Consider the following 12,922-nt stretch of genomic DNA (forward strand, 5'->3'; position numbering starts at 1 on the left):
AAATGGAAAGGCAAAACAGTTATTACCAAGAGGGGGCGTCCTAAATTAAGAGCCCTATTGTTTAAAGTTATTTTGCCTTTAGTCCATCATAACCCTGCATTTAAAGCATTACATGAATATTTTACAACAAGAAAAGAAAATCCGTTAAAGAAAAAGCAATCCTTGATAGCACTATGTTGTAAGTTGATTCGAATTTTGTTTGCGGTAGGTACGAAGCAAGTAGCATTTAGTGCAGAAAAGATGTTACGTGACATTCCGCATTTTCGATTACAGAATGTAGCCTAGAGACATAACGTTTCCCATGTATTAATGAGAATGTAAAACGTTTATTTTTAGAGGAATCATCCATAACAATGGAAGCACGGAGCAGCCGGCAAATTTTTATACTATCGGGCAATGACCCTGCAGGAAAGCATCGCCGGCCCCACTTCATGGATAGACCGAACGAAGGAATGTATGCGCAAATGACGCTGTGAGATGTGGGAGGGTTTGTCGCCATGAGTATAGTGGGATTAAGAGGTGCGATCATAGCAGCAATAAATTCCATTTTTTTCAAAGAGAGAAGGATGGCTTATTAAAGTGCACCCTTCTACATTAAAATTTATTCCTATACCGTCTTAAATATTGTTGATAAATAAAAAAACAAAATGAAATTCTAAGAAAGACAAAGAAAACAAGAGATTTCGTAAGAATAAAGAGGGAGTATAAAACTTTAGGCTTTATAGTATAAGAAAAACGATAGCTTTCGCCATAAAGACTTGGCGACAAGCCAAGTTTTTCTAAAAAAGTAGAATTGTTTAGTTCATATAAAGAGCGATTAGGCAAACATTGATCTCTTTCTTATTCTTCCGTTTTACCTCAGAAGCTCTCTAATTTATACTCGCTAACCGAGCGCTTCTAGCTTTTGTTTAGAAATCAAAAAAATTTCTGCGGCTTGGCTTTACTTGATTTTTTATTATTTGTGTATCGCTATGGTTCACATTCACCCCTTAAATAGAGTATAATTAGAGGGAGATTTTAAAGGAGAATCATACCATGAGCTATCAGGCTTTATATCGCGTTTGGCGTCCAACGGTTTTTGCCGATGTGGTTGGACAGGAACATATTACCCGAACATTACAAAATGCGATTGTTCAGGAAAAGTTTTCGCATGCTTATTTATTCTCTGGTCCAAGAGGGACGGGAAAAACAAGTGCTGCGAAGCTTTTTGCTAAAACGATCAACTGCGAACGTTCCCCTGTTAAAGAACCTTGTAATCAATGTGCCGCATGTAAAGGAATTCAAAATGGTTCGGTTGCAGACGTGATTGAAATTGATGCCGCTTCAAATACAAGTGTAGAGGATATACGCGAAATAAGGGATAATGTCAAATATGCTTCTAGCGAGGTCCCTTATAAAGTATACATTATTGATGAGGTACACATGATATCGGTAAATGCGTTTAATGCACTACTGAAAACACTGGAGGAGCCGCCGGGTCATGTTGTATTTATCTTAGCGACAACAGAGCCGCACAAGATTCCATTAACCATTTTATCAAGGTGTCAGCGATTTGATTTTAAGCCTATCTCTAACTCGTCGATGGTCAAGCGGATGCAAACGATTGTAGAGGCTGAAGGCATAACGGTTTCAAAAGAAGCTTTAGATACAATTGCGTTAGCTGCTGAGGGTGGCATGCGTGATGCTTTAAGTATTCTCGATCAGGCTATATCCTATAGTAATGAATCGGTAGACTTGGAGGATGTTTTAACTGTTACTGGCGGCGTCTCACAACATACATTAACCAATATTATTCGCTGTATGTATGAGAAAGATGCACATCAGGCGTTGATACAGCTTAATGACTTGATTCAAAAGGGAAAGGATCCAGCTCGGTTCGTGTATGATATGATTTATTTTCTGCGTGATTTGTTACTTTACAAGAGTGCTCCAGATTTGGAAGGCTTGTTGGAAAGAGCGCGGGTAGATGAACAGTTTCAAACTTTGGCGGAAACCATTTCGAGTAAATGGATGCAAGAAGCAATGTCACAGTTAAATCAGTGTCAGCAGGAAATAAAGTGGACCAATAGCCCAAAAGTATACATCGAAATAGCTATTCTATCCATTGCCAGCAGTACAAACGAACAGGCTAGCGAAGATCCGTTGGCAAATTCTAATACTATCGCCAGTCTCACATCACAACTCGGACAACTGGAGAAGGAAATAAAACTACTCAAGAAAAACCCTGTTGTTAGTGCACAGCCTGCTCCACAGCGTCAAACTAAAAGATCGCTTAATAGATCTGCAAAAAACAGTTATAAAATTCCGTTTGAACGGATTCGACATGTGCTTGAGCAAGCGGAAAAATCGGCATTAAAGCATATTCATACCCATTGGGCAGCATTTTTGACAAATCTAAAAAAAGCTAGCGCACCGGCACATGCAACCATTCAGGATAGTAAGCCTGCAGCTGCATCGAATGAAGCACTTGTAGTTGCATTTAAATATGAAATTCATTGTTCGCTGTTTTTAGATAATCGAGAAATGGTAGAATCTGTATTAGCAACGATACTGGGGAAGCCATTGACGATCATTCCAATTCCCGAAAAGGATTGGCAAAATTTGCGAAATGAATATGTAACAAAACAAGAAAAGTCATCACCATCTAATCATGAAGAAGATAAAGATCCACTTGTGGAGGAAGCCAAAAAACTGTTTGGTGATGATATATTGGAAATACATGATTAAAACAAGGAACAAACGCACAGGCGTTCGAGCGCATAAGCTAGATAAAGCTAATTTCAAAAAACATATCCACATTGTAGAAGGATATAATTTCCTAGACAATAAAAAAGGAGGTATTTTCCATGAAGGGAAATATGAATAATATGATGAAACAAATGCAAAAAATGCAAAGAAAAATGCTTAAAGCACAAGACGAGCTACATGCAATGACATTCCAAGCGTCTGCTGGCGGCGGTATGGTGACGGTAACTGCAAATGGGAAAAAGGAAATAACAGATGTAGAAATCAAGGAAGAAGTTATCGATCCTGATGATGCGGAAATGCTACAAGATTTAATTTTAGCAGCAACAAATGATGCATTAAAACAAATTGATGATAAAACGAATGAAACTATGGGACAATTCACGAAAGGGTTAAATATGCCTGGAATGTTCTAGGAGGCACATACATGTATTATCCAGAGCCAATATCTAAACTGGTTGATAGTTTTACTAAATTGCCAGGTATCGGACCTAAAACAGCGGTTCGGCTGGCATTTTTCGTAATTAATATGCAAGAAGATGATGTATTAGATTTTGCTAATTCGCTAGTAAATGCGAAGCGGGAACTCACCCATTGCTCTATTTGTGGACATATTACGGATCAGGATCCTTGCTCTATTTGTCAGGATCCAACGAGAGATCAATCTATTATTTGCGTTGTCCAAGATCCTAAAGATGTTATTGCAATGGAGAAGATGAAAGAATACCGGGGAAAATACCATGTGTTGCATGGGGCTATTTCGCCAATGGATGGTATTGGACCAGAGGATATTAATGTTCCTGATTTAATTCAGCGTCTAAAAGATGAGGAAGTAGAGGAATTAATTTTAGCAACTAATCCAAATATTGAAGGGGAAGCAACAGCGATGTATATTTCTCGTCTTGTTAAGCCGTCAGGGATTCGAACAACTAGAATTGCGCACGGTTTACCAGTTGGCGGGGATTTGGAATATGCAGATGAAGTTACTCTATCGAAGGCATTAGAAGGTAGAAGAGATCTGTAGGAATTAGGTGAATACATGGCAAAAAAAATGAAGAAAAAAGATGTTGACGAGGAATTGCTAGACACGATTAGAATTCTGGAAAGAGAATGGAAGCATATGCAATCCATCGTATCCATAAGTGTTGAGCCAACATTGGATGGACATTATTGGGAAGCAATTTCTCGTGCAAAATATCTTTATTTGCTCCGAGAAGCAAGACATCGGAGACTGCGTGCAGATTTTCATTAAAATAAATGAACTAGATAAGATGAGCTATACTAGCTAGCAACGATTATTTTTGTATAAAAACATAGAGTAAAGACAAGGCAACTCTCGCCTTGTCTTTTGGTTTTTCAACAAAAGTTCAATTGATTAAATCCTAATATACATGTAGCAAGAGGAAACCAGGGCATTAAAATTATATACGTAAAAAAGGTGGTTAAAAAAGACAAGCAGGATTAATCTAACTTTTAAATGTCATCCATTCTAACATTATGAAGTAATTCGATATGTTCATTTTACTAAGCTTTTCGAACATCCTTTTAAAGATGAGAGTAAGGATAATTAGAGAAGATTCAGTTCTTTTTTCTTGTACAAATGCATATATAGTAGAAAAGAGACAAGAAAGAAGGTTGATGAGTTTTGAGTTCAACATTAGTTATTTCCATTATGGTAGGGTTAATTATACTGTTACTGTTAGTCGGCACCCCGGTTAAGTTTATGCGTATCATTGGACAAACGACGGTAAAGTTGGGAATAGGAATTTTATTTTTATTTTTTATCAATGTTTTTGGAGGAGTAATCGGATTACATATTCCGATCAATTTGTTTACAGTGGTAATTGCCGGATTTCTGGGTATATTTGGACTTGCTTCGTTATCCGCGATTCATTTGTTTGTTCTTCCATAAGACAAGCTACTTTAGTAAACGGTATGTTTAATCAAAAGAGAAGCCCGAGGTATAGTTTCTTAATCAGCTGGAGGTTGCATTTAATGATCACAATTTCTACAGATTATCCAAAAAATCAGTTAGCATGAAGCCTTTAGGTAGGTAACTGCCTAGCTGTACATATATACAATTCTATACGCCACCCTTAACTTTGGTGTTAAATATAGCGTATAAAATTCGATGTAGTTGCTGCTAAACTTTTTCAACAACCTCTAAAAGTTTCAAAGATTTTCTGTATAAAATCCGTTAGATTAGGAGATGCTAATGGATATGGAGGTGGGGACATGAAGCAGCGTACTATCTATGAGCGTTGTGGTATTTGTGAAGAGGAAAAGAAGGATGGAATTCATCTCTACACATTATTTATTTGTTGTGAATGTGAGCATAATATAATCCATACGGAGCCGAGAGAAGAAAAGTATAACTATTATTTACGTAAATTAAAAAATATCTCTAAACCGAAGCTATATTCCTAGTTTAAAAAGTCTTTGCATGCAAAGGCTTTTTTCTATTTATACTATAGGAAAGCATAAAATATTAGGGAATATAGTATAAGAAAAACTACAGCTTTCGCTAAAGACTAGGCGACAAGCCAAGTTTTTCTAAGAATTAATGCAGGAGCGGTTGTAAACATTTCTCTTTTCAAGCACCATTAGCAAATCGCCTAGATAGGCTTTCTTTAGAAGCTGCAATTCTAGCATTATTTAAGCAAGAAATGATAAAAAAAGGCAGATGTGGTAAGCTATATAAAACTATTTGCTTGAATTTCTTGACAAGGTGATACATATGAATCAACAACAATTACCATTATTTCATGCATTACAACAATTTCAATCGAAACAACCGATATCTTTTCATGTACCCGGGCATAAAAATGGTGACGTGTTTCTGGATGAAGCGAAAGTAATTTTTGATTCGATTTTAAACATAGATATGACTGAGTTAACGGGCTTAGATGACTTGCATGCTCCTGAAGGTATTATTGCTTTAGCAGAACAGCTAGCAATGGATTTTTTTCAAACAAAGCAGACATTTTTTCTAGTGGGAGGCAGTACAGCTGGAAATATAGCGATGATATTGGCTGCATGCAGAGAAGGAGATACAGTTATTGTTCAACGGAATTGCCATAAATCGGTGATGAATGGCTTGGAGTTAAGTGGAGCGAGGCCGGTATTTATTGCTCCAGTTTATGATGAATGTTTAAAGCGATTTACCAATCCTTCTATCGATGTATTAGAGCAAGCGATCAAACGTTACCCAAATGCAAAAGCGATTATATTGACGTATCCAGATTATTTCGGAAATACATATGATTTACAAGCAATGATTGAACTGGCTCATTCTTTTTATATTCCTGTCCTAGTGGATGAAGCTCATGGAGTGCATTTTTCATTAGGAGATCCTTTTCCACCTTCTGCCCTGAGGTTGGGGGCAGATGTAGTCGTGCAATCTGCACATAAGATGGCTCCGGCAATGACGATGAGCTCTTTTTTACATTGTAATTCGGAGCGAGTTTTACCTAAGCGGATTGCACATTATTTACAAATGCTTCAGTCAAGCAGTCCTTCCTATCCGCTTATGGCTTCATTGGATATTGCTCGGGCATTTTTAGCTAATTTTACCGAGGAAATGATCGATAAAGTATTGGAAAGTGTCCAGAAGGTAAAAACGGTAATTTCTGAGTCGAGATATTGGCGAATACTACCAAGTGATGATCCTTTAAAAATTACGATCCAGATGGAAGAGGGAGTTGCTGCGAAGCAAGTTGCTTATTTATTTGAGCAGCAACAGATTTTTCCGGAGTTAGTGACAGAGAAGCAGATTTTATTTGTTCATGGATTGGCTCCTTTTTTAAGTCTTCATCGCCTGAAAAAAGCAGTACAAACCATTGTTGAACAATTAAAAAATTATGCGAGACATGATACAATAGAAACAAAATATTTTTTTCCTGTAAGTATTCAGGAGCTCGCATTATCGTACCAAACGATGAATCGGCAACCTGCGAAATACTTGTCTTTAAAAGATGCTGTCGGATATATTGCGGCTGAAGCAGTTATTCCTTACCCACCAGGAATTGCTTTAATTCTAAAGGGGGAGAAAATTACAGCGGCACATATCGAAATGATCCATAAACTGCGTAAAATGGGGGTTCGAATGCAACAGCGTTCCCCAAATCTGATTCAAGTTTTTACAGGAACGGAAGAAGGAGAAGAAACAAAGTGAGCGGATATTTTATAACATTTGAAGGTGGCGAGGGTGCAGGGAAAACTACAGTCCTTCAATTAGTTAGTGATAGATTAAGGGATAAGGGCTATGATGTCCTCGTAACTCGTGAGCCGGGTGGAATTAAAATAGCAGAAAAGATTAGAACGATTATTTTAGATCCGCTTCATACAGAAATGGAAGAGCACACAGAAGCTCTATTATATGCAGCAGCAAGGAGTCAACACCTTGCTGAAAAAGTAGTACCGGCATTAAAGCAAGGGAAAATCGTGCTTTGTGACCGATTTATAGACAGCAGTCTCGTTTATCAAGGCTATGCGAGGGGCTTGGGAATGGATGAGGTATTAAAAATTAACCAATTTGCGGTTGGCGATTGTATGCCAGATTTAACATTATTTTTTGATATAGAGCCGGAAAAAGGATTGGCAAGAATTGCGGCAAATAAAGATAGAGAACAAAACCGCTTAGATCTTGAAAATCTTGAATTTCATGAACAGGTTTATAAAGCGTATCATATACTTGCAGAAAGCTTTCCTGAACGAATTCAAACCATTGATGCAAGTCAATCATTGGAAACCGTGGAGCAGGAAGCTTTTGATCATATCCTATCTTTATTAAAATAAAAGGGAGCTGGCAAAAAATGAAGTTACTTATCGCAGTGGTTCAGGATAAAGATTCGAATCGACTGGTAGATGCTTTGGGACAAGAAAATTTTAAAACGACCAAGCTGGCTACTACAGGAGGATTTTTAAAAGAGGGTAATACAACATTGATGATTGGCTGTGAAGATGATTATGTGGATGATGCATTAAAAATCATCAAAGATAATTGCTCACAGCGCGAGCAAATGGTTGCACCAATTTCTCCAATGGGTGGAAATGCTGATTCGTATATTCCAAGGCCGGTAAAGGTCGAGGTAGGCGGGGCAACGGTATTTATTTTGCCAATTGAGTCGTTCTTTCAATTTTAATGAAGTTAAAAAGGGGCTGAGCAGATGAAAATAAGTCAGGAATTAAGAACACAACCAGAAACAAATTATGCCCGTACAAATGGGGAGGCTGCACGTTCTTTTCAAAAAACGCTTCAGTCCCAGACTCTTCATTTGAAACAGCAGGAATTACAAGTATTGGTTAAGAATATCTCGCTTCAGGGGGACAAGCTAGCTCGATTTCGTACGTTTCGGGATTTGGCTAAATTTAAACGGCTTATCAAAGGATTTTTGCAGGAAACAGTCTACAGTGGATTGAGCTTACAAAAATCAACCAGCTTCGGTATGGAACGAGCTAATCGCCAGCTAGCGATTGTAAAGGAAATTGATGAAAAGCTTATTCAGTTAACAGAAGAAATCATGAATCAGGAAAAGAAAGCGGTAGATTTACTCGGTTTAATTGGTGAAATAAAAGGCTTATTAGTAAATTTATATACGTAAAAGTAACAGAACGGTAAATGGATGCTCCTTTATGTGATGCCTGGTTTTTTGCTTGATCGATAGTTCTGTTTTTAAAGTAATAAGGAAAACAGAGGAAATTCGAAAAGTGATTTGTATAGAAATAAACATCAAATCGTAGACAATGGTTGGTTTGATGTGAATTTTTAGCGAAGAGCAGTATTTTTTACACTATAGCAAAGTATAAAACTTTATGGTTTATAGTATAAGAAAAACGATAGCTTTCGCCATAAAGACTTGGTAAGACTCATTCCTGATAGAAAGTACTATGAAACAAGCTATGTTCAAACAGCAAATGAAGGAGATACTTATGGAAACATGGTCAGAGGTTGCAAAAATTCAGCCATTAGCAAGTAGAATTATTTTAAACAGTATAAAAAAAGACCGAATTTCTCATGCGTATTTACTCCAAGGTGAGCGAGGTACTGGCAAAGAAGCCATTGCTTTACTTATAGCGAAAGGGCTGTTTTGTGAAAATAATCCAGTGTCAGATCCATGCCTCCATTGTAATGCATGTAAACGCATTGATTCTGGGAATCATCCGGATGTGCACTGGATTGAACCGGATGGTCAGTCGATAAAAATAGAGCAAATTCGCAATTTACAGAAAGAATTTACGTATTCTGGATTAGAATCCAATCGCAAGGTATATATTATTAAAGGTGCCGATACATTAACCGTAAATGCGGCAAATCGAATTTTGAAATTTCTGGAAGAGCCAAGTAGACAAACTACAGCAATTATGCTGACCGACAACAGTCAGGCAATTCTTCCCACGATTCGCTCCCGATGCCAGGTAATTGATTTACGGCCGCTACATCCCGGTGAATTTCAAAATCAGCTTGTTAAAGAAGGGCTAGATCAACGTACAGCGGTGTTAATGAGTACGTTAACGAATAATTTCGATGAGGCACTTGCTAAAAGTCATGATGAGTCGTTTGCCATAGCAAGAAGGTTAGTGATACAATTAGTAGAAGTACTTTTAACCAATCCTGAAGATGTATACCTATTTATTCATCAGTATTGGGTGACTCATTTCAAAGAGAGAAATGAGCAGGAAGAAGGATTGGATCTTTTGCTTTTTGCCATAAAAGATATTCTTTATTACCATATAGAACATGAAGCTGGGATGGTGTTTTTCGCCCCTTCTGATGAATTGCTGGAAAAAGCAGCTCGGCTTTTCTCGCAAGAAAAATTACTTGCGATGTTACAGGCTGTTTTACAAGCAAAGCGAAAATTGAAGCAGAATGTCCATCCGACTTTAGTGATGGAACAGCTTACACTTCAAATGCAGAGGTGATAGGGAATGATAGAAGTAATTGGCGTCCGCTTCAAAAAAGCGGGTAAAATATATTATTTTGATCCAGGGGGAGAGACGATTTCCTTAGATAATTATGTTATCGTAGAGACGATTCGCGGAATTGAATTCGGCAAAGTCGTTCTTACCAATAAACAGGTCGATGAAGAAGATGTTGTTTTACCTTTAAAGAAGGTAATTCGCATTGCTACGGAAAAAGATAAATTAGCAGTTGTCGAAAATCAAGAAAGGTCACAGAGTGCCCTTCTTGCCTGTACAGAAAAAATAAAAGAACATGGATTAGAAATGAATCTAGTAGAAGTAGAATATACATTTGACCGTAATAAAATTATTTTTTATTTTACAGCTGACGGCAGAGTGGATTTTAGAAACTTAGTAAAAGATCTTGCCGCCATGTTTAAAACGCGCATTGAATTAAGGCAAATTGGTGTGCGTGATGAGGCAAAAATGCTAGGTGGAATTGGGCCTTGTGGCAGAATGCTGTGTTGTTCTACCTTTTTGGGGGATTTTGAACCTGTGTCTATTAAAATGGCAAAAGATCAAAATCTATCATTAAATCCGGCTAAAATTTCTGGTCTATGTGGCAGGCTAATGTGTTGTTTAAAATATGAAAATGACGATTACGAGACGGCTAAGCGTGAATTACCAGATATCGGGGAGAAGATAAATACCCCGTTTGGAAACGGTAAGGTAGTTGGTTTAAACATCCTAGAACGACTCATCCAAATCGAAATCCCTGAAAAGGAACGTGTGATCGAATATACTTTAGATGAATTAATTGATGAAGGAATTTTAGCGCAGGCCACAGAATAACGGGGTGAGTAGCGTGAAGAAGAACAGGCAGATTTTTGATCAGGTTTCTGATATGGAAAAGCAAATAGGGGAGTTATATGAGCAATTAGGAGATTTAAAAGGAAAGCTAAGTGATTTGTTAGAAGAAAATCATCGGCTTGTAATGGAAAATCATAATCTTCGCAGTCATTTACAACATACAAATTCTGGTGGTAAAGATATGGATGATCATGACAGAAAAAGGGGGCAAGGGAAAAGTTTCCCTGGTGAAGGTTATGATAACTTGGCTCGTCTTTATGAAGAAGGTTTTCATATTTGTAATCTGGAATTTGGCAGTCCACGGCGCAATGAAGATTGTATTTTTTGTTTGGATTTTCTTAATAAGACGAAATAATAAAATAAGCTTCCCTGTTTTTTTACAGGGGACGGGGCGTATGGCTGCTTTCATTTTGGGGCAGCCTTTATTACATTGTAAAAAGCTGGAATGTATAATCATAAATACTTCTCCTTTATTTTTGGCACAAGAAGAAATACAGAAAGGATGCATATATGGTTGAAATATATAACAACGAACGGTTAGATTATTTACTAGCAGAAGAACGGATGAAAATAATTCAAAGCCCAGAGGTTTTTTCTTTTTCTTTAGATGCTGTTTTGTTGGCTAATTTTGCGTATGTGCCGATAAAAAGAGGAAGTATACTGGATTTATGTACAGGAAACGGAGTTATTCCGCTATTATTATCGAGAAAAACGAAAGCAAGGATCACTGGTGTGGAATTACAAGAAAGAATATACGATATGGCTGTAAGAAATGTGAAGCTCAATCGGTTAACTGAACAAATAGACATGATACATAAGGATTTGAAAAAACTACAGCCAATTCTTGGGCAGAGCAGCTTTGATGCAGTTACTTGTAACCCACCATATTTTCCTACACCAATGGAATCAGAACATAATGAAAATCGGTATCTTACTATTGCTAGACATGAGGTATATTGTACATTAGAAGATGTGGTTAAAGCCTGTAAATTACATGTTCGACCCGGTGGAAAAGTATCTATGGTGCACAGACCGGGTAGACTAGTTGATATTATTAGCTTATTTCGTAAATACAAACTGGAGCCTAAACGCTTACAGCTTGTTTATTCAAAACAAGGACGTGAAGCTAATATGCTCTTAATAGAAGGTACAAGAGATGGCAAAGCGGATCTAAAGATATTGCCTCCTTTATATATTTATAATGAAGCTGGAGAATATACAAAAGAAGCAAAGGAAATTATTTATGGAACATAAACATACCGTATATATCTTACTATGTAAGGACCGATCACTCTACACAGGCTATACAAACAATTTAGAGCATCGACTAAAAATGCATCAGGAAGGAAAGGGAGCAAAATATACACGCGGGAGAGGACCTTTTCGGGTTGTTTATGTAGAACACTTTCCTACCAAAGTGCAAGCAATGAAAAAAGAATATGAAATTAAACAGTTTACAAGGAAAGGGAAATTACAACTTATTCGGGATAGACTGAAAGAAGTGATGAGTTATGAAATTACAGAAAAGTTTTGAGCAAAAAGAGGCTGCGGTTTACGTTGTTCCTACGCCAATTGGTAATTTAGAGGATATTACATACCGAGCGTTATCTATTTTAACATCGGTGTCTGTGATTGCTGCTGAGGATACGAGAAATACGAAAAATTTATTGCGGCATTTTGATATAGCTACACCGCTAATTAGTTACCATGAGCATAATAAATTAGCACGAGAAGATCAATTAATAACGAGAGTAAAAAATGGGGAATCGATTGCACTGGTAAGTGATGCCGGAATGCCGGTTATTTCAGACCCGGGTCAGGAATTGGTTCGGGCAGCTGTTGCCGAGGATATTTCTGTCGTAGTTTTACCAGGGGCAAATGCTGCTTTATGTGCATTAGTAGGTTCCGGTCTTTCAGCTAAAGAGTTTTATTTTTATGGTTTTTTGCCACGTAAGAAAAAGGAAAAAGAAGCTGAATTAGATCGATTAGCTTCGATACAGGCGACATTATTATTTTATGAATCGCCATACCGTTTAAAAGACACCTTAAAAGCCTTGCAAGAAGTGTTAGGGAATCGCCAAGTGGCGCTTGCAAGAGAATTAACAAAGCGATTTGAAGAATATCTTCGTGGTACATTGGAAGAGGTGCTTACATATGTAAGTAATCAAGAGATAAAAGGGGAATGCTGTATCGTAGTGGAGGGCGCATCAAAAGCTTCTCAGCAAAATAGTTTATGGTGGAGCCATTTGAGCATTGAAGAACATATTGACTATTATCGCAGAACGAACGATATGTCTGGCAAAGAAGCTATTAAGCTTGTGGCAAAAGAAAGACAACTGCCAAAACGCGAAGTATATCAGAAATACCATATGAATAAATAAAGTGAAACTTCCATGAGTGGGGATTT

15 protein-coding genes and 2 pseudogenes are annotated in these 12,922 nt (G+C 37.4%); all 17 read left to right on the forward strand.

Annotation, left to right across the window (positions count from 1 at the left end):
- Nucleotides 1-285, forward strand: a pseudogene (locus KQI21_RS04180) (IS110 family transposase); the annotation flags it as partial.
- Between the two features lie 750 nt (nt 286-1,035).
- Nucleotides 1,036-2,727 (forward strand): DNA polymerase III subunit gamma/tau, encoded by a 1,692-nt coding sequence (dnaX, locus tag KQI21_RS04185; RefSeq protein WP_216482785.1) that lies wholly within the window; start codon nt 1,036-1,038, stop codon nt 2,725-2,727.
- A 119-nt stretch (nt 2,728-2,846) separates the two neighbouring features.
- A complete protein-coding gene (locus KQI21_RS04190; RefSeq protein ID WP_216482786.1) occupies nt 2,847-3,161 on the forward strand; it encodes a YbaB/EbfC family nucleoid-associated protein in 315 nt (104 codons plus the stop codon).
- Between the two features lie 11 nt (nt 3,162-3,172).
- On the forward strand, nt 3,173-3,769 hold the full coding sequence (gene recR, locus KQI21_RS04195) for a recombination mediator RecR (RefSeq protein ID WP_216482787.1): 597 nt from the start codon (nt 3,173-3,175) through the stop codon (nt 3,767-3,769).
- 15 nt (nt 3,770-3,784) lie between these two features.
- Nucleotides 3,785-3,997, forward strand: coding sequence for a YaaL family protein (locus KQI21_RS04200; protein ID WP_077317524.1), 213 nt, complete (start codon nt 3,785-3,787; stop codon nt 3,995-3,997).
- A gap of 393 nt (nt 3,998-4,390) precedes the next feature.
- On the forward strand, nt 4,391-4,657 hold the full coding sequence (locus tag KQI21_RS04205; protein WP_216482788.1) for a pro-sigmaK processing inhibitor BofA family protein: 267 nt from the start codon (nt 4,391-4,393) through the stop codon (nt 4,655-4,657).
- A 323-nt stretch (nt 4,658-4,980) separates the two neighbouring features.
- Complete coding sequence (locus KQI21_RS04210; protein ID WP_216482789.1) at nt 4,981-5,172, forward strand: sigma factor G inhibitor Gin; 192 nt, start codon at nt 4,981-4,983, stop codon at nt 5,170-5,172.
- Between the two features lie 310 nt (nt 5,173-5,482).
- Nucleotides 5,483-6,919, forward strand: coding sequence for an aminotransferase class I/II-fold pyridoxal phosphate-dependent enzyme (locus tag KQI21_RS04215; RefSeq protein ID WP_216482790.1), 1,437 nt, complete (start codon nt 5,483-5,485; stop codon nt 6,917-6,919).
- Nucleotides 6,916-7,591, forward strand: a pseudogene (gene tmk, locus KQI21_RS04220) (dTMP kinase). Before KQI21_RS04215 ends, tmk begins: the two are co-directional and overlap by 4 nt.
- The gene (darA, locus tag KQI21_RS04225) at nt 7,560-7,889 is read left to right on the forward strand and encodes a cyclic di-AMP receptor DarA (protein WP_216482792.1); all 330 of its coding nucleotides are present in this window, start codon (nt 7,560-7,562) and stop codon (nt 7,887-7,889) included. Before tmk ends, darA begins: the two are co-directional and overlap by 32 nt.
- Nucleotides 7,890-7,913: 24 nt before the next feature.
- Nucleotides 7,914-8,348, forward strand: a complete 435-nt coding sequence (locus tag KQI21_RS04230) for a YaaR family protein (RefSeq protein ID WP_216482793.1) — start codon at nt 7,914-7,916, stop codon at nt 8,346-8,348.
- Nucleotides 8,349-8,676: 328 nt separating this feature from the next.
- Nucleotides 8,677-9,666 (forward strand): DNA polymerase III subunit delta', encoded by a 990-nt coding sequence (gene holB, locus KQI21_RS04235; protein WP_216482794.1) that lies wholly within the window; start codon nt 8,677-8,679, stop codon nt 9,664-9,666.
- A 6-nt stretch (nt 9,667-9,672) separates the two neighbouring features.
- The gene (locus KQI21_RS04240; protein ID WP_216482795.1) at nt 9,673-10,497 is read left to right on the forward strand and encodes a PSP1 domain-containing protein; all 825 of its coding nucleotides are present in this window, start codon (nt 9,673-9,675) and stop codon (nt 10,495-10,497) included.
- A 52-nt stretch (nt 10,498-10,549) separates the two neighbouring features.
- Nucleotides 10,550-10,870: a DNA replication initiation control protein YabA gene (yabA, locus tag KQI21_RS04245; RefSeq protein ID WP_216482839.1), complete on the forward strand. Its 321-nt coding sequence runs from the start codon at nt 10,550-10,552 to the stop codon at nt 10,868-10,870.
- Nucleotides 10,871-11,025: 155 nt separating this feature from the next.
- A complete protein-coding gene (locus tag KQI21_RS04250; protein WP_216482796.1) occupies nt 11,026-11,769 on the forward strand; it encodes a tRNA1(Val) (adenine(37)-N6)-methyltransferase in 744 nt (247 codons plus the stop codon).
- Complete coding sequence (locus KQI21_RS04255; protein ID WP_216482797.1) at nt 11,759-12,049, forward strand: GIY-YIG nuclease family protein; 291 nt, start codon at nt 11,759-11,761, stop codon at nt 12,047-12,049. Before KQI21_RS04250 ends, KQI21_RS04255 begins: the two co-directional genes overlap by 11 nt.
- Nucleotides 12,027-12,896, forward strand: coding sequence for a 16S rRNA (cytidine(1402)-2'-O)-methyltransferase (gene rsmI, locus KQI21_RS04260; RefSeq protein ID WP_216482798.1), 870 nt, complete (start codon nt 12,027-12,029; stop codon nt 12,894-12,896). Before KQI21_RS04255 ends, rsmI begins: the two co-directional genes overlap by 23 nt.
- Nucleotides 12,897-12,922: the final 26 nt, after the last annotated feature.

Origin of the sequence: Virgibacillus proomii (assembly GCF_018916875.1) — a bacterium.
GTDB lineage: Bacteria > Bacillota > Bacilli > Bacillales > Amphibacillaceae > Virgibacillus > Virgibacillus proomii_B.